This is a genomic window from Haloarcula quadrata (assembly GCF_003634715.1).
In the GTDB taxonomy this organism is placed as follows: Archaea; Halobacteriota; Halobacteria; order Halobacteriales; family Haloarculaceae; genus Haloarcula; species Haloarcula marismortui.
On sequence record NZ_RBWW01000001.1, the window covers coordinates 172,367 to 190,034 of the forward strand.

The following is a 17,668-nucleotide window of genomic DNA, read 5'->3' on the forward strand; positions in this document are numbered from 1 at the left end:
ATGCAGTCAGTCGTGCTTCGTCTCGCTGTTGGATGCGTACGCCTCGGCTAGCTCGACCACGTCGTAAACGTGAATCCCGCTTTTGAACCACAGGACGCGATCAGACGCATTGCCGAAGTCCTCGTCGGCACAGTCGAGTCGCTCCGAGACCGCGAGCACGAAATTGTCGGCATCTACCTGCCGAATCTTCGCCAGTTTCGACTGCAAGTACTCCGGGGTCCAGAATCCCACAATCTCGATGATCGCCCGTCTGCCATCGGGGTGTTCGATAGCGAAATCCGGAATCATCACTTCCGCGCCGAGGTCGAAGACATCGTCCTCGCGAATGAGATCCCAGTCAGTGTTCGATCGCTCCCACTTCCGGGCGAGTGTGCGTTCGATATCGCTATCGAACTGCTGGCCAGCGCTGTAGTGTGAGACGAGGCCGTCGGTGTAGTCGAGTGTGAGACGGTTGCTTCCGCTGACCATATTGTCGTCCAGAATCTCTGCGTTCATCTCCCAGCGGTCACACAGCGGCAACGCGGGGAGAAAGTTCGCCATCCGAATACCGTACTTCTGCGATTTCCGAAACAGCGAGGCCGGGCCGTCGAGTTCCGCCTCGTAGCCCGCTGCAAGATCGGTACTCGAAACGCGGTTGCCGTCTCTATCGATGGGATAGATCCGATGCATCAACCCGAACAGCTTCATGTAGCTGAACACCGTCCCGAAGTGGTCCCAGACCCGAATCCGCATATTTGAGGCGTCGTAGAGAACGGCTTGGGCCAACGCTAAATTGTACCGTGCAAGTAGCCAGTCGACGGTCTGTGCTGTCTGGTCGTACGCCTGCTTGCTGTTGCCCGTCAGCTTCGTTGTTGACGTGGACTCATCAGTGCCGTAGTCCTCTACAGTCTGGTCGCCGAACCGAACCAGGAGCTTGTTATCGTCTAAATCCGCGTACATCCCCCGATAGCACTCTTCGAGGGAGAGACCGAGTTCGTCAGCGACGGCACTGTACACTTCGAGTTTCTGTGTGTCTTCCCCGAGCGTGGGTTGGCGAACGATCGGATAGCACTCGTTCGCGCGCTCGAACAGTCGCTGGCGGATCTCGTGAGGGTCAACTGCGGCCTGTTGTTCGAACTCACATTCGTCTTTCAGTAGCTTCGCCAGCCCGTGGACGATTTTATAATCGGTATTTTCAACAGTCAGTTGATTGATAGCGTCTTCGAGCTCTCCTTTCGGCTCGCCGAGGTGGCTCTCAAACAGCTCGATGAGTGTAGCCGCAGTCGACCGGTACTGCTCGTCGGCGATGTCGATGAACAGCGGATGAACTTCACCATCTCGTGTGCGTGAACGTGCGAGGTCAGCTGTCAGCACTGCTACTCACCCCATCGCGGCGTCGCTGGGAAACGTATGTCTCCATCGTGTCGGTCGTGATAATCTCGTAGAGGCGGGCTGGCTGGCGGTCATCGGTCGGTCGGAGGATTCGGCCCAGTCGTTGGGCATACTGTCGTTTCGAAGCACTGCCAGAGAGGATGACCCCGACATTGGCCGCGGGAACATCGATGCCCTCGTCGAGTACTTGAGAGGTGGCGAGCATGGAGTACTCCCCGGAACGAAACCGGTCAAGTATCTCGGTACGTTCATCGGTATCGGTCTGGTGAGTAATACACGGCAGAATGAACTCGCGAGAGATGTCGTAGGCAAAGTCGTTGTTCGCGGTGAAAACGATGATGCGGTCGTCGTGGTGCCGTTTGAGGAGATTGTCGAGCGTGTCGAGTTTCTTGCTCGCCGTGCGAGCGATCCGTTCGGCCCGTTGCTTGGCAATAAGAGCGCGGCGGCCCTGAGGGTCGTAGGACGTGCGTTTGAGAAACTCCGCGTAGCCCTGTTCTTTCCACAGGTCGAAATCATGATTGTCGACGTAGTCTCTGTACAGCTGGTACTCATCGTCGTACTCAGCCCGTTCTTCGCTGGTGAGTTCGACTGACATCTGGATGGTTTCGTACTCGCTCAGGAATTCCCCGGCGAGATTGTCGACGGCTTCTTTATATACGACCGACCCCATGCGGTCTTCAAGCAATTCTTCACGGCCGTCAGCGCGCTCGTAGGTTGCAGTGAGTCCGAGTCGGTACGGGGCAATCGTCATTTCGGGGATTTGCAGGTAGGTTTCGGCCGCCAGATGGTGGGTTTCATCGGTGATGAGAAGGCCAAACCGGTCGCCATATTCGTCGATGTAGCGGTAGGCACTGTCGTAGGTGGTCACGGTCAGGGCAGCAATCTCGTGGCTCCCGCCGCCGAGGACACCGATTCCTTCTGTCAGTTGGTCACCGAAGGCATTCGTCAGCGTGGCGTGCCACTGGTTCATCAAATCGATCGTCGGTGTGACGACGAGTGTACTGACGCCGGCGTCGGCGATGGCCTGCAACCCGAGGAATGTTTTCCCGCTGCCGGTCGGGAGGATGACAGTGCCCTGTCGGTCGTGGGTCCGCCACGCATCGAGTGCCGCCTGCTGATAGTCACGCGGTTCGATCTGGAGTGTGGGTGTCAGAGCGAGATCGGGATACTCTCGGGCAGCGTCTGTAACGTCGTGGCTGAAGCCGTCGTGGAGTGTGGCCTGGCCGTCGCTCTCAGCCCACTGGCCAGCCCATTCCAAGAGCGACCGATATCGATAGGCTTGCGCTCGGTACTCATCGACACGATCGTCCCACTCCGCGTATGGAACTGTTTCAGGTGCGTTCTCCAGCAGGAGCGTCCCGTCGTCGAATTCGAGCCGCATTCGGTACCTGAATGCATGCGTGTCAGACGATTCAATCTGTCGGGGTCCTCTGGGCAACAGAGATACGGCCTATGCTCATCAGCGACAGCGCAGCGCCACGTTTTCAGTCACCACACCAGTAGTCGCATGCAACACATGGAGTACCCGACCCGCGAAGCGATTCGGTCGCTCTGTACCGAGCAGTCCTTCGAGCGGGGTCACAACTACTACCGCCAAGATAGGGTCCAAGAAATAGAGATTGACGGCGGAGAGATCCGAGCAACCGTTCGTGGCTCCAACTATTATGATGTCGCCATCGACATCGTGGACGATACCATCAGAACCCACTGCAGTTGCCCGTACGATTACGCTGGTGATTGCAAGCATATCGCCGCAGTCCTACTGGCGGTTGATGACCGAGATACCGACACGGTAAGCGAAACTGCTCCCGAATCAGATGGGCAACTCCCGGCGACAGTTGATATCGAATCATTGGTCGAACAGACGACTGCCGACGAACTCCGGGAATTTTTTCTTGATATCCTGTCGGACGACCGTGAGCTCCGTGACCGCTTTGTCGCATTCGTCGGCGAAGACACTGGCAAGACCGTCTACGACTACAAGGAGGAGCTCAACCAACTGTTCGATGACGCTGTCAGTCAGCGAGGGATGGTCGAACACGATACGCATATCGACTTCTCGCAATACGTCGATCTCGCCGAAACACACCGAGAACGCGGTCATGTTGATACGGCAACCGACATCTATCGAGCGATTGCCGAAGCGATACGCGAGAATATGAACCGAATTGACGGCAGCACCGGGTACTACGGCCGTGAGGTAGAACGTGCCATTGAGTCGTATGCAGAGACAGTCGCGGAACACGACCTCAGCCACGAACGAAAGCGACCACATATCGAGTATCTCTGTGATGCCTTTCTCGGGGCAGACCACGGCTTTGCAAGCGACTCCTACGATGACGCGCTGCGAACACTCTGTACAGCGGATGCGGACCTCGAATACTGGCTACAATTACTCGATGAGCGGATTTCAGGTATTAGCCATGATGTAGTAGCCGCTGGAGACTCGCCCGAAACCGAGACCAGTGGTAACGACTTGAGCGAACACATAAGCAGCGATGACCCAACGAATCACTCTGAGCGAACGGACAATGTACTCTGTGCCTCTGATTTCACCGATGGGCCGCTCACCACGGACGATTTCACCGGTGGCGCACTCGATATCGAACACTTGGAAGTTGGCACACTCGAGTTCGACTACTTCGTCGGTGATGCCTTCGAGGAACTGCGTATTGACGAACCGACAACCGTCGAACAACACACTGTCGATGTCGAACCGGCTGACTCGGGTGCCGCCGAAACGGGGATATCCGCATCACTTCACACACGGCGTGTCCTCTCGGCATACATCTACCTGCTTGAGCAACTCGACAGAGAAGACGCACTGACGAACCTCTATGATGATATATACCTCGAACACACCCGCTTCTGCAAACAACACGCCCAGCGGTTAATCGAAGATGGTGAGCAAGCCCGCGCAATCGAGGTGCTCGAAGACGGCATCCACACCTTTCGGTCGCCCCGTGACCTTCGCTGGCTCGTGGCTGACCTCTACAAAGAACGTGACCCAGAGGCGTACCGGAAGACACTGAAACGCCTGTTTCTCGACCACACGGAGTGGGGAGCGTACGACAATTTGAAAACGGCCTGTAACGATCAAGAGTGGCAGTCGATATACAAGGAGTTTGAACGGCACTTCGAACGAGACGACCGGAAGAGCCTCGTCACGCTGTACGTCCACGACGACGACTTGGAAAAGGTGTTTGACGAACTGAAAGACAGCGAAGACCTCTCATTGGTTCGTAAGTACCGGGACTCGGTCGCAACCGTTGATCCGGTCGAATACTTCGAGCTCTACCGCGAACTGCTCGTCCCGTTTGCCGCCAACGACACGGGGCGACGCCACTATCGAGACATCGCCGACCACCTAGAAGAGATGCAAGGATTGGTCCCTGAAGCGCGATTCGAGGAGTTCGTCGATTTCCTGAAAGACAAGCACTCGAACCGCCCGGCGTTCTTGGACGAGCTGGAGAAAGCTGGGTTTTGATCTGCCTCTTGCATCTGATCGCCGCGCTACGAGGGTTTATTTCCGATACCGGAACCAGATGCGCGAGAGATGGATGAGACGCATCACGAGAGTTCAATTCCCAGCGTAGTACTGCGAGACACGCGCGAACAGCACCCGTGGACGTTCGACGGGTGTGCGGTCGAGACGCGCGACGTGACGCTCTCGACCGGGGACTACGCCATCCCGGCTGACTGTACTCACGACCCGGAATCGGATACCTACCACCCACGGTTTGCAGTCGAACGCAAGTCCGGCCACGATTTCCTCACTTCGCTCACTTGGGAACGCGATCGATTTACGTCCGAACTGCGGCGGGCCGCCGAGTAGCCACGGCCCATTGCGGTCGTCGTAGAGACCACTTGGCAAACCCTCCTTCGCAATCGCGGCTGCATGGCGTGGCGGGATATCCATCCGAACCAGATCGTAGGCACTCTCTCGGCGTGGACCCGCTACTACAACGTGGCGTTCCGTTTTATCGAGTCCCGACAGCAAGCCGAACGATGTGCGTTTCTCCTTCTTGTCCACCACAGTCTCATACGGCGACGAGAGTGAATCTGACGCGATATTCACTCGGTCCAGAAAGCCCGTTGTCGATCTCGCCGAGAACCATCGACAGCACGTCACGCCATTCCACCGGATGTGATGTATCGTCGCCGAGTGTTGGCGCATCCGGACCCGGGTGAACGTGGTCACGGGTATTGTGGTCGATTCCGTTATTCCGATTCAAAACTGATCAGTCTACGGTGCGATTTCACTATCCGTTTTCTGAGATATTGAAATTAGAGCGGATATGCACCAAGACATAGTCGTCTTAGGCTTTAGGGTAACGTGCTAGAGCCAAGGGCCGGATTTGAACCGGCGATGGGCGGCTCTGCAGGCCGCTGCGTTAGGCCAGACTCTGCCACCTTGGCGCAGATAGTGGTAGTCAACTCGGTCGTTTAAGCGTAGCGAATTCGATCAGCCCTCGCCCTCTGACTGGCCCGGCTCGCCAACCCCTTCGACCGGGATAGTATTGTAGATTGACGATTGCGCCTCGTCGGGAGACTCGAACTGCTCGTCATCGATCCGATCCAGCACCGCAGCTAACGGTTCAGTACCGTCTGCGTACACGAGCCGTACATCGTCGAACTCCTCCCGAGCAGTCGCGACCGACAGCGGGTACGTTGCCGTTTCAAGAAGCGCCGTGAGTTCGTTCAGTTTGACTTCGCGAGTCATGCCATTGTTTCTCGACTCAGTTACGTAGTTACGCACTGCTTATAAATACAGAAAGCCCACTCGGGAGAGATGCCTCTCCTGAGTGGGCTATGAAAGGTATGAGTGGTGGCGGCGAACCGCGTTTCCCAGAGGCTCGCGCACTCCAGTACTCCCCGGAACGCTGGTGGGCTTATCTTCCGTGTTCGGGATGGGTACGGGAGGCAACCCCACCGCTGTGGCCGCCTAACGTCGAGTCACGGAATCGAACCGCGATAGTACCAGTCTCGATTAACTCTTCCACCGTGTGATTACGTGCGATCCAGTTTGCGCCTGGACTCGTTCAGCGACGAGTTAAATCGTCGGTGAATGAGTCACAGTGCGTATGAATGATGGCTTTGGTCTGTTAGTGCTCGTGGGCTTAACGTCTCGTTACCTCGACGCGCACACCCCAAGTCTATCGACCGCGTCTTATACGCGGGACCTCAGCGGTGTCTCTTTTCCAAGTGGGTTTCGAGCTTAGATGCGTTCAGCTCTTACCCCGTGTGGCGTGGCTACCCGGCACGTGCTCTCTCGAACAACCGGTACACCAGTGGCCACCAACCGTAGTTCCTCTCGTACTATACGGTCGTTCTTGTCAGACACCATAACACACCCAGTAGATAGCAGCCGACCTGTCTCACGACGGTCTAAACCCAGCTCACGACCTCCTTTAATAGGCGAACAACCTCACCCTTGCCCGCTTCTGCACGGGCAGGATGGAGGGAACCGACATCGAGGTAGCAAGCCACTCGGTCGATATGTGCTCTTGCGAGTGACGACTCTGTTATCCCTAGGGTAGCTTTTCTGTCATCAATTGCCCGCATCAAGCAGGCTAATTGGTTCGCTAGACCACGCTTTCGCGTCAGCGTTCCTCGTTGGGAAGAACACTGTCAAGTCATCTTTTGCTCTTGCACTCTTCGCCGGGTCTCTGTCCCGGCTGAGATGACCATAGGGCGCGCTCGATATCTTTTCGAGCGCGTACCGCCCCAGTCAAACTGCCCGGCTATCGGTGTCCTCCTCCCGGAGTGAGAGTCGCAGTCACCGACGGGTAGTATTTCACTGTTGACTCGGTGGCCTGCTAGCGCAGGTACCTGTGTAATGTCTCCTACCTATGCTGCACATCGGCGACCACGTCTCAGCGACAGCCTGCAGTAAAGCTCCATAGGGTCTTCGCTTCCCCCTGGGTGTCTCCAGACTCCGCACTGGAATGTACAGTTCACCGGGCCCAACGTTGGGACAGTGAAGCTCTGGTTAATCCATTCATGCAAGCCGCTACTGATGCGGCAAGGTACTACGCTACCTTAAGAGGGTCATAGTTACCCCCGCCGTTGACAGGTCCTTCGTCCTCTTGTACGAGGTGTTCAGATACCTGCACTGGGCAGGATTCAGTGACCGTACGAGTCCTTGCGGATTTGCGGTCACCTATGTTGTTACTAGACAGTCCGAGCTTCCGAGTCACTGCGACCTGCTCCGTTCCGGAGCAGGCATCCCTTCTTCCGAAGGTACGGGACTAACTTGCCGAATTCCCTAACGTTGGTTGCTCCCGACAGGCCTTGGCTTTCGCCGCCATGGACACCTGTGTCGGTTCTCGGTACGGACACTATGCTCGTCTTTTCATGGGCCCCAGGTTGAATCACGTTTCCCTATACCGCCGTTCGTCCGCTTCCTGCCATTACGGCTTCCACGGAGTTGGACGGTTCGACCGGGCGAATGCCCGGCGTGATCGACCCCAGGGCGTCAACTTTCACTGCATAGTGGCACGGGAATATTAACCCGTTTCCCATTTCGTCATAGTCGAGTTGCGGTATGACTTAGGACCGGCTAACCCTCAGCTGATCAGCAGTGCTGAGGAACCCTTATCCATTAGGCCGTCGGGGTTCTCACCCGACTATCGCTGCTACTATGGCCAGGATTTTCGTCACTAATCGGTCCACAGGAGCTCTCGCCCCCGCTTCCACCCAATTAGAGCGCCAATCTACTCGATTACCAGTATGAGTGGTACGGACAGGTCTCGGTGGTGGATTTGAGTCCCGATCATTTTGGGCGCCTCAAACCTCGGCCGGTAAGCTGTTACGCTTTTCTTAGAGGGTAGCTGCTTCTAAGCTCACCTCCCGGCTGTCTAGGGCTCGAGACCACCTTCAGAGGATTACACTTAATCCACACTTGGGGACCTTAACCTATCTCTGGGTTGTTCCCCTCCTGGTACACAGGCTTACCCCGCGCACCGGAATCCCCGCGTCAAACAGCGTCTGTAGGTTTGGAGTTTGACAGGTGTGCCGACTCCTCTCGGAGGCGGACACACCAATCGGTCGCTCTACCCCACAGACTACCTCGGCGGAGGTCATGCTTCGACATGTTTCGATTGGAACCAGCTGTTGCCGGACTCGATGGGCCTTTCACCCCTACACATAGATCACGAGAGGGTATTGTAGGACACCAACTCTAACAGACTTCCACGTGCCTTTCGGCACGCTTCATCTTGTCCATGCGTAGATCGTCCGGATTCGGGTCGTGTCCATATGGCTCCCCGCCCTTGAAGACGGCGGCCCTCGGGCAAAGCCCTGCGGCCATGTCGGTTTCCCTGTGCCTCCCCCGATACTCGGGTTAGACTTGCCATACAGACACACTCCCTGGCTCGTTTTTCAAAACGTACGACAGAACATCGGCTTCCCGTGAGTCTTACTGGAGACTCGCGTCTTGGTCATTCGTCATGGGACCTTGTATGCCCTGTCGCTCGATCGCCAACTGATTTCATGCTCTATTTCGCCTCCCTTCTGAGGGTACTTTGCAGCGTTCGTTCACACTACTTGTTCACTATCGGTCTCAGGTTGTGTTTAGCCTTCGCAGTCGATGCCTGCGTTATTCGCGAGGGATATCCAACCCCCGCTACTCTGGCACTACCGCACGTCGTACTGGTCTCGAGTACGGGGTTGTCACCCTGTATCACGCTCTGTTCCAAGAGACTTCGTCGAGATGGTCGGACGATGAGAGGTAGCCCTGACACCACATTGCCCGTGAGGGCTTCGGTTTGGGCTGTATCGCGTTCACTCGCGGTTACTGACGACATCACATTGCGTTTTCTGTTCCTCCCGATACTGAGATGTTTCAGTTCTCGGGGTTCCTCATTGCGCGAAGCAATTGTTAGAGAGATTCTCATTCGGAAATCCATGGTTCTTCGCCTCCGTGCGGCTCCCCATGGCTTATCGCAGCTTGGCACGTCCTTCATCAGCGCCTGAGCCGAGCAATCCACCAGCTGGCATAGTAGCCAACGTCGTTGTGACTCGTTCAACTGAACGAGTCCAGTGGACGCCTGGATCGCACGTACACACGGTTTCATACTCGCCCCCAAGGTGGAGATGGTGGGCGAATCGACCCTTCCCAGGCTCGGTTTTACCCGGCCTGGTGCATCTGTCGTCGTACCATATTCCATCGCCGTCCCACACTTAAGGGGCACGGTTCGGGGCAGGCACGTCGTATGGACCCACTGGGATTTGAACCCAGGGCCTCCGCCTTGCAAAGGCGGCGCTCTCCCGCTGAGCTATGGGCCCGGCAGATCCGCACGGTTGTCAGCCCTGATAGTTCATAGGTGCCCGGTCGGCGGAGTTCTCGAACACCGAAAGGTGGGTTGGGGCAGAGCCCCAATCCCGGTCAGTAGGAGGTGATCCAGCCACAGATTCCTCTACGGCTACCTTGTTACGACTTAAGCCCCCTTGCGGAGCCCAGATTCGACCGTCGCATGACGGCCTCATCCGGACCCCACTCGGGTGCTTTGACGGGCGGTGTGTGCAAGGAGCAGGGACGTATTCACCGCGCGCTTCTGACACGCGATTACTACCGAATCCAGCTTCATGCGGGCGGGTTTCAGCCCGCAATCCGAACTACGACTACGTTTGGAGATTAGCTTCGCCTCTCGGCGTTGCATCCCACTGTCATAGCCATTGTAGCCCGCGTGTTGCCCGGTCCATTCGGGGCATACTGACCTACCGTTGCCCGTTCCTTCCTCCGCTTTAGCAGCGGCAGTCCTCCTAGTGTACCCAACTACCTCAAGGGTATTGCTGGCAACTAGAAGTGCGGGTCTCGCTCGTTGCCTGACTTAACAGGACGCCTCACGGTACGAGCTGACGGCGGCCATGCACCTCCTCTCAGTAGCGTCGAGTAAAGTCGTCAACCTGACTGTCATTACTACTGTCGGGACCGGTGAGATGTCCGGCGTTGAGTCCAATTAAACCGCAGGCTCCTCCGGTTGTGGTGCTCCCCCGCCAATTCCTTTAAGTTTCATCCTTGCAGACGTACTTCCCAGGCGGCTCGCTTCTCGGCTTCCCTAGGGCGCAGCGCAGGCTCGTAGCCTACGGCACACCTAGCGAGCATCGTTTACAGCTAGGACTACCCGGGTATCTAATCCGGTTCGAGACCCTAGCTTTCGTCCCTCACCGTCGGGTCCGTCTTCCTGAGGTGGTTTCCCCATTGGTGGTCCGTCCAGGATTACAGGATTTCACTCCTACCCCGGACGTACCCCTCAGGTCTTCCGGCCCCAAGCCTGACAGTTTCCGCTGGACGCCGACGCGTTGAGCGCGTCGATTTCCCAACGGACTTGTCCGGCCGGCTACGGACGCTTTAGGCCCAATAATATCGGCCATCACTCGGACTGCCGGTATTACCGCGGCGGCTGGCACCGGTCTTGCCCAGTCCTTGTTCCTGTACCACCTTACGGTACAGAAAAGCGAGGGCTATATGCCCTCGCACTCGGAGTCCCCCTATCGCACTGTCGTGCAGTGTAAAGGTTTCGCGCCTGCTGCGCCCCGTAGGGCCCGGTATCTTGTCTCAGATACCGTCTCCGGGTTCTTGCTCTCACAACCCGTACCGATTATCGGCATGGTGGGCCGTTACCCCACCATCTACCTAATCGGCCGCAGCCGCATCCTACAGCGCCGGAACATTTCTAACTCTCTGCACTCCAGCATGAGAGTTATATCCGCTATTGGCCTCAGTTTCCCGAGGTTATCGCGGTCTGTAGGGTAGTTTGGCCACGTGTTACTGAGCTATATGCCACGGGTCTAAGCCCGTGCGACTAGCATGGCTAAATCGGACTCCGATAGCAATGGCCTCCGGCAGGATCAACCGGAATGTATCCCGGCACAATGCCGGGGGGTTAGGCGGGATCACACCCATATAATGGGTGTGGTCGCTATCGAAGGGTGTTCGAGGACACCCGTCGACCGAGTGTCACCGAACTATCAGGGCTAACATCAGATCCCATCTTGACGGCGGACCGCAGGGGTGGAATCCTCATTTCTTCGGACCTGATTGTTGTCTCGAAGCCACCATAAAGGCTTCGAGTTTCGTTGGCGAGTCGGTCCCGCCTGGTCCGTGTCGGCAGGGGTTCGATGTCCCCGACCGAACGTCGTTCGCGTTCATTCCGAGCACCCTGTTACACTTAAGGGCGTCGGATTGGTATTGCGTCGAACCACACGACGCGAGCGACCTTTGCGTTCATTCTGAACGCCCTGTTACACTTAAGGGCGTCGGAACGAGTGCGTTCGTTTGGGGGCATCGCCCCTGACCGCGTTCGCATTTCATTCTGATGGGTGAGCCACACTTAACGCCGTCGAAGGAGGTCGCCTGCGAGACGTGATTACACGGGTGTGAGTATCCCACACGTGTACAGACGGAGAGTACGGGTCACGGAACAGCAGTGACTATGATAGACGGTTCTCGCTCGCGCGCACGTGAGCGCGCAGTTAGTTGACGACACAGACGGCCACCGAAAATGTCGGGAATGCGACCTAGATCTCGTCTAGGTGTTCGACGCCCTGCTTCGAGACGTTCCCTTTCGTGATATCGCCGGGCATCCAGTCGGGTTTGTCGTCAGGTGCCTCCTCGACCCATGCCCACGCCTCGTAGATGTGGACCTTGTGAGTCCCCTTCTCCCGTAGTCGTATCTCCTCAGGGTCAGCCTGCTCTTCACCGTCGGCCGGCTCAAGTCGACGTGCTGCCTTCAGTGCAGCCTGTCGAGGTGTTCCGCCCGAGAAGACGCTCGATTCGTCACCGTCTTCGCGCAGTGCGAAGTTGCGCTTGTCACTGTCGGGTGCCATGGATTTCACCGCTCCATGCCAATTCAGCACATGGCAGAACATAAATATACCCCCCAATCCGCCCTCCGTCAGGGGGTCCTTTTATATACTGAGGCCATCACGCGCTGTTGCGACCCCCCAGACCGGCCAGTTCAGGCCAGATATTCGGGACTAAAATCGTCACGCGCGTCCACAAAACCGCCAGCCAGCGACCGGCGGCACGGTAGACTTAAGTGTATCCTGCGGTGAAGTGCGGAGTAGGATAGCGCGATGGTGCGAAAGAAGAAGCTTAGCCCGAGTGGCGCCAAAGATGAGGACGGCGAGTACCACAACGTACATATCAACATTCATGAAGACGAGCTAGCCGTCGCTGGGATGGAGATCGGCGATGAGGTGTTCGTTCGCGTCCGTGACAACAAGATTATTATCCAGAAAGCAGACCCGGAAGAGGTCGAACACGACTTTTGAGGCACCATCGACGGTGACACAGTGCCACTGGGCGGGGCTGTTTGGGCCGACACTCGATCTCGGTCGGTCACCACCGTTCTTTGAACCAACCGGACCACCCACACAATGAGACCCTACGATATCGCGAAACCATTCCTGTTTTCGCTGCCAGCAGAAACCGCCAATAAGAGTGTCCACCGACTGCTAGAGACAGTCGACGGCACACGTGTCGCCGACGTGATGGCCGACCGCTACACCGTCGCTGACGAGCGACTCGCCGTGGAGGCGTTTGGCCACACTTTCGACAATCCAGTCGGCGTCGCCGCTGGATTCGACAAGAACGCGACAATCCCCGAAACCCTGGCATCGCTCGGCTTCGGCTTCGCCGAGGTCGGCGGTGTCACGGCCGAGCCACAGGCGGGGAACGCCCGCCCGCGGATGTTCCGGCTCAAAGCAGACGAGGCCATCATCAACCGGATGGGACTGAACAACGACGGGGCCATCGTCATCGGCGAGCGGTTGAAAAACGTCGACGCCCCGTTCCCGGTCGGCGTCAACATCGCCAAGACGGAACACGTCGGAACGGATGAGGCCCCAGACGACTACCGGACCACGTACGAACACGTCGCCGAAGGCGGGGACTTCTTTGTCGTCAACGTCTCCTGTCCCAACTCCGAAGGGTTCGAGGAGTTGCAGAACCGCGACGCGATGGAAGCGATCCTCAGTGAGCTACAGGACGCTGGCGCGGCCCCGCTGCTCGTGAAGCTCTCGCCGGACCTCCCCGAGCCGGCAGTTGAGGATGCACTTGATCTGGTGACTGAACTCGACCTAGACGGCGTCGTCGCGACCAACACGACGACGGAACGGCCCGCCAGTCTGCGCTCGCCGAACGCGGTCGAGACGGGCGGCCTCTCGGGGAAGCCAATCGAAAATCAGGCGACTGAGATGGTACGGTTCGTCGCCGAGCGTGTCGACGTGCCCGTCGTCGGCGTCGGTGGCGTCTCGACAGCGGAGGGCGCATACCGGAAGATCCGCGCCGGGGCCTCACTCGTCCAGTTGTACACCGGCTTGGTCTATCGCGGTCCGTCAATCGCCCGCGAAATCAATTCGGGACTGCGTGACTTGCTCGCCGAAGACGGCTTCGACTCGGTCGAGGACGCCGTCGGTGTAGACCTGTAGCTGGCGAGTCTTGAAGTACAGTTGCAGCGAACCGCCGACATGGCTGACACCCGCCGTACGCTGCACATCGCGTCCTGGGACGACCGCTTTCTCGCGTGGCTCCTCGACATCCTGCTCGTCGGTGCCGTCCTCTCCGCACTTGGCGAGGCCGCTGGCGTGTTCTCTCTCCTGGCCGGCGGCCTCTCGGGTACCACTCCGTTCACCGGCCTGAACGGGCTCGGCCTTTTCGTGTACTGGACGGTCTTAGAAGGCCGGCAAGGGCAGTCGGTCGGCAAAATAGTGAGGAGTATCGCCGTCACGGACGAACGCGGCGAGGCCATCGACTACGTGACAGCGGCCATCGAGAGCTTCGGCAAGGCGTTCCTGCTGCCCCTCGATATCCTCGTCGGCTGGCTGGCCTACGAGAAGGAGGGGCTGCGGCTGTTCAACAAGCTCTCATCGACCATCGTCATCGAAACCGACGAAGAGGAAGCCGAGAAGCCGAACGACGTAGAGTACGTGTATCCGAGCGACAGGTAGAGCCGAGGGAGCGCTGCGCCGGCTCGGCCGGACTTACGCCAGCGCGTCCAGCCGGAACTCGAATGCTGCGACCGGCAGCTCCAGATCGTGTTCGACAAGCACTTTCGGATGAATCTCGCCGATGACACCGACCGACTCCCCGTCGAGGACGACCTCGGCGGCGCGGCCGCCGATGAACGACGGATGCGTGGTTGGTGGCGTTTCGAGGTCCTTGTCGAAGGCGTCGGCGAGCGCCTGCAGGCGGGCCTTCGCGTCCTCGTATGAGGCGTCCGTGCGGGCGAGCGCGGCGGCAACGGTGCGGTGTTCGGCGACGCCGGTGTTCTCCGAGTCGTCGAGACCGGCGGCCAGCCCGATTTCGGCGAGGTCCTGCGGGTAGCTCCGGTGGGTGTTGTTCTCCAACACCATCATGATAGAGGGAAGCGCCCACGTCCGAAGGATGGTGTAGTCCTCGCTGTATGGCTCCTGAATGGTGACCGGGTCAGCCAGACCGACAGTGTCTGCGTCGTTTCCGTCTTCGGCCTCCGGCGTTGAGAGGTTCATCCGCTCGAAGTTCTCGACCTCGTTTGTCATGTGGAAGTTCAGCAGGTCCTCGAAGCCCAAGCCGACGAGCGCGTCGCGGGCGGCGTCCTCAAGCCGAGACCGTTCATGCCGACCGCCGACCGTCGACACGTCGGGGTAAGTCGGTTCGAGGCTGTTGAATCCGAGCGCCCGGCCGATGTCGTCGATGATGTCCAGCGGGTGGATGACATCGACGCGGTACGGTGGGACCTCAACGTCGTATGCCACACCGTCGTCGGCTTCGGTTTCGGTCGCATCGAGGCCGGCGCGCTCGGCGTAGTCGATGACCTCGCGGCTGTCCAGTGAGACGCCGAGGATGGACTCAATTCGGTCGTGCGTGACCGTCTTCGTCCGGACCGAGAAGTCCGGTCGTTCCAGCGTCTTGCCGGCGTACTCCCCGGGCGCGTCCTCAGCGTAGGACACGTCGACCTTCTCGACCTGGCCGCCGCGGGCGGCGAGCGCGTAGCAGACGATATTACACATGTGGTCGATGGTCCACTGGTCGGTCCCGGTCATCTCGATGAACAGGTCCCGGGAGTCGACGCTGACCTCGGTCCGGCGGCCGTTGATGACCGGCGGGAACGAGAACAGACCGATGGCGTCGTAGATGGCCGGTACGCGGTCGAAGTCGGCCACGAGGTCACCGTAGGTCTGGCCGGTTTCGTGAGACACCATGACCTCGCTGGGGGTCATCTCTGCGTCGGCGTCCAGCGGAACGAATGTCGCCTCGTCCGGGTCGGCGCTGGTGTAGGTGATAGACTTCCCCGTCTCGTCCGTGACCGAGTCGCCTTTCAGCATGGTGAGGTCGTGGACCCCGATCGCGCCTTTCGCCCGCTTGCGCCCCATCGTCGCGTGGAGCTTCTCCTGCAGCTGGATAAGTGACTCCAGCGCGGCCTCGTCCATATCCAGACCGCGGACGATAGCACCGGTGACATACGGGCGCTCGTCGGGCTGGTCCTCGACCTCAATTGTCCAGTCAGCGCTGTTCGTGTTGGGAATCTCCACCCCGCGGTCGTCGCCGTAGTGATACCGCAGCGACCGGGCGACCCCCTCGACGGAGAGGCGGTCCAGTCGGTCCGGCGCGAACTCCAGCTGGAACTCGTCGTCCTCGGTCCAGCCCTCGAATTCCAGCCCGAGATTGAACAGGTCCGACTTGAGTTCGTCGTCGTCTTTTTCGTCGTGCCCGGTCAGATACCGCAGTTCATCAGGGTCGACATCGACGACCGGCATCAGCGAATCACCTCCGTCTCCCGCAGCAGTTCAAGATCACACAGCGTCCCGTGCACGTCGCGGATGTCCTCGAAGCCGTACATGAGCATGAGTAGTCGTTCGAGCGAGAGGCCCCACGCCATCACGTCGCAGTCGACGCCGAGCGGCGTGAGCACCTCGTTGCGGAAGATACCGGAGTTGCCGACCTCGACGACCTCGCCGGTCTCGGGGTGGGTGCCGAACAGTTCGAAGCTCGGCTCCGTGTAGGGGTTGTAGTGGGGCTTGAACTCCAGGTCGGTGATGCCGAACTGCTCGTAGAACTCCGTGAACGTCCCCATCAGGTCCCGCACGGAGAGGTCCTCGGCCATCACCCAGCCCTCGATCTGGAAGAACTCGAGCAGGTGGGTCGGGTCGAGCGTGTCGTTGCGGTACACCTTCTCGACGCTGAAGTAGCGTTCGGGCGGGTCAAGTTCGCCGACCTGATGGCCCGAGAGGTAGCGCATCGACAGCGAGGTGGTGTGGCCCCGTAGGTCCATCCCGCGGGCGATGTCCTCGGTCCACGGCGAGTGGTACCCCTCGCCGTCGGGGCCGACACCCTCCTTGTGGGCCGAGCGGACCCGTTCGACGAGGTCCGGTGGGAGGTGACCGATCTCCTCTGGCTCCTCCAGGGCGAACTGGTCCCAGTGGGTCCGCGCCGGGTGGTCCTGTGGCATGAACAGGCAGTCGTTGATCCAGAACTGGGCGTCGGCGTGGGGGCCCTCCATCTCGGAGAAGCCCATGCCGACGAGGGTGTCCTTCACGCGGTTGGCCGTCTGGCGGAGGATGTGCTCCTTGCCGTGGCTCACGTCCTCGGCGTCGGCCTCGACGTTGTACTCGGTGAACGCCACGTCTTCCCACTCGCCGCTGGTGAGCAGTTCCGGGGTGAGCTGGTCGACGGTCTCGGCGGCTTCGACGCCCTCCATCAGCGCGGTGACACCGTCGTCGGTGAGCCGGACCGACCGAACGGTCTCCTCACGCACCTCAAGGAGGCCGCGCCGTTCCAGCTGGTCGAGCGCGTCCGCGTCGGCGTCTTCGACGCGCCCGTCGGCGACCGCCTCCAGTGCAAGCATCTCGGGGTCGGACCCGGGGTCGGCGTCTTGGTTGGCCGTGATTTCGCCGCTGTCGATCTCACCGTAAGCCTTGCGGGCGTAGTTCGAGAGCGCGATGTCGACCGCGCCGCCTTCGAGGCCAGACGCGCCGATGACCTGTCCCATCTGGACCGGACCATCAGCTGCGCCGGCGTCGATAGCTGCCTCGTAAAGGTCCTGTTCGGGCAGACTCTCGCGGACGTACTGGTCGCCTTCCTCGGTGAGTTCGTAGTGTTCCAGCGTCTCCTCGGAGACGGCAAGCAGTCCGTCGGCTTCGAGTTCGAACGCCGCTCTGGTGGCCGCTTCCGGCTTGAGGTCAGCCTCCGCAGCCACGTCGTCGATACGCCTGTCTTCCTGTGCGTCGGCGGCCTGCAGGACGGCCACCTGTGCCTGTGGTCGTTTCATACGGGTGTCTCGGTCTTGTGGGGATAACCGCGGGTCGCTCA

The 17,668-nt window shown here is 59.1% G+C and carries 11 protein-coding genes, 2 tRNA genes and 3 rRNA genes; 5 read left to right on the forward strand and 11 right to left on the reverse strand.

The window, feature by feature from the left end; translation table 11 throughout:
• Positions 1-6: 6 nt before the first annotated feature.
• Positions 7-1,353: a DUF790 family protein gene (locus BDK61_RS00910; protein ID WP_121302053.1), complete on the reverse strand. Its 1,347-nt coding sequence runs from the start codon at positions 1,351-1,353 to the stop codon at positions 7-9.
• Complete coding sequence (locus tag BDK61_RS00915) at positions 1,340-2,752, reverse strand: DEAD/DEAH box helicase (RefSeq protein WP_121302054.1); 1,413 nt, start codon at positions 2,750-2,752, stop codon at positions 1,340-1,342. The genes BDK61_RS00910 and BDK61_RS00915 overlap by 14 nt, the downstream gene beginning before the upstream one ends.
• Positions 2,753-2,887: 135 nt before the next feature.
• Between BDK61_RS00915 and BDK61_RS00920 the strand changes: the two genes are divergently transcribed.
• Positions 2,888-4,858 carry an SWIM zinc finger family protein gene (locus tag BDK61_RS00920; RefSeq protein ID WP_121302055.1) on the forward strand — a complete coding sequence of 657 codons (1,971 nt, stop codon included), beginning with the start codon at positions 2,888-2,890 and terminating at the stop codon, positions 4,856-4,858.
• A gap of 69 nt (positions 4,859-4,927) precedes the next feature.
• Complete coding sequence (locus BDK61_RS23790) at positions 4,928-5,206, forward strand: ERCC4 domain-containing protein (RefSeq protein WP_244209656.1); 279 nt, start codon at positions 4,928-4,930, stop codon at positions 5,204-5,206.
• A gap of 508 nt (positions 5,207-5,714) precedes the next feature.
• Here BDK61_RS23790 and BDK61_RS00930 read toward each other — a convergent pair.
• The 7 genes from BDK61_RS00930 to BDK61_RS00960 form a co-directional block, all read right to left on the reverse strand.
• Positions 5,715-5,790, reverse strand: a tRNA-Cys gene (locus BDK61_RS00930).
• A 46-nt stretch (positions 5,791-5,836) separates the two neighbouring features.
• Entirely contained in the window at positions 5,837-6,094 is a 258-nt protein-coding gene (locus BDK61_RS00935; RefSeq protein ID WP_007189713.1) for a DUF5789 family protein, read from the reverse strand.
• Positions 6,095-6,197: 103 nt separating this feature from the next.
• A 5S ribosomal RNA gene (rrf, locus tag BDK61_RS00940) occupies positions 6,198-6,320 on the reverse strand.
• A 136-nt stretch (positions 6,321-6,456) separates the two neighbouring features.
• A 23S ribosomal RNA gene (locus tag BDK61_RS00945) occupies positions 6,457-9,387 on the reverse strand.
• 201 nt (positions 9,388-9,588) lie between these two features.
• Positions 9,589-9,660, reverse strand: a tRNA-Ala gene (locus tag BDK61_RS00950).
• A gap of 105 nt (positions 9,661-9,765) precedes the next feature.
• Positions 9,766-11,237, reverse strand: a 16S ribosomal RNA gene (locus tag BDK61_RS00955).
• Together the 16S, 23S and 5S rRNA genes with 1 tRNA gene alongside form the textbook arrangement of a ribosomal RNA operon.
• 658 nt (positions 11,238-11,895) lie before the next feature.
• Positions 11,896-12,204: a non-histone chromosomal MC1 family protein gene (locus BDK61_RS00960; RefSeq protein ID WP_004960658.1), complete on the reverse strand. Its 309-nt coding sequence runs from the start codon at positions 12,202-12,204 to the stop codon at positions 11,896-11,898.
• Positions 12,205-12,453: 249 nt separating this feature from the next.
• On the opposite strand from BDK61_RS00960, the gene BDK61_RS00965 reads away from it, so the two are divergent.
• The 3 genes from BDK61_RS00965 to BDK61_RS00975 all read left to right on the forward strand — a co-directional run bounded on the left by BDK61_RS00965 (position 12,454) and on the right by BDK61_RS00975 (position 14,328).
• Positions 12,454-12,651, forward strand: coding sequence for a hypothetical protein (locus tag BDK61_RS00965; protein WP_004516407.1), 198 nt, complete (start codon positions 12,454-12,456; stop codon positions 12,649-12,651).
• A 105-nt stretch (positions 12,652-12,756) separates the two neighbouring features.
• On the forward strand, positions 12,757-13,809 hold the full coding sequence (locus tag BDK61_RS00970; RefSeq protein ID WP_121302056.1) for a quinone-dependent dihydroorotate dehydrogenase: 1,053 nt from the start codon (positions 12,757-12,759) through the stop codon (positions 13,807-13,809).
• A 39-nt stretch (positions 13,810-13,848) separates the two neighbouring features.
• Entirely contained in the window at positions 13,849-14,328 is a 480-nt protein-coding gene (locus BDK61_RS00975) for an RDD family protein (protein WP_121302057.1), read from the forward strand.
• Positions 14,329-14,361: 33 nt separating this feature from the next.
• On the opposite strand, the gene pheT is transcribed toward BDK61_RS00975, so the two are convergent.
• Positions 14,362-16,116 (reverse strand): phenylalanine--tRNA ligase subunit beta, encoded by a 1,755-nt coding sequence (gene pheT, locus BDK61_RS00980; RefSeq protein ID WP_121302058.1) that lies wholly within the window; start codon positions 16,114-16,116, stop codon positions 14,362-14,364.
• Positions 16,116-17,627, reverse strand: coding sequence for a phenylalanine--tRNA ligase subunit alpha (gene pheS, locus BDK61_RS00985; RefSeq protein WP_121302059.1), 1,512 nt, complete (start codon positions 17,625-17,627; stop codon positions 16,116-16,118). The genes pheT and pheS overlap by 1 nt, the downstream gene beginning before the upstream one ends.
• Positions 17,628-17,668: the final 41 nt, after the last annotated feature.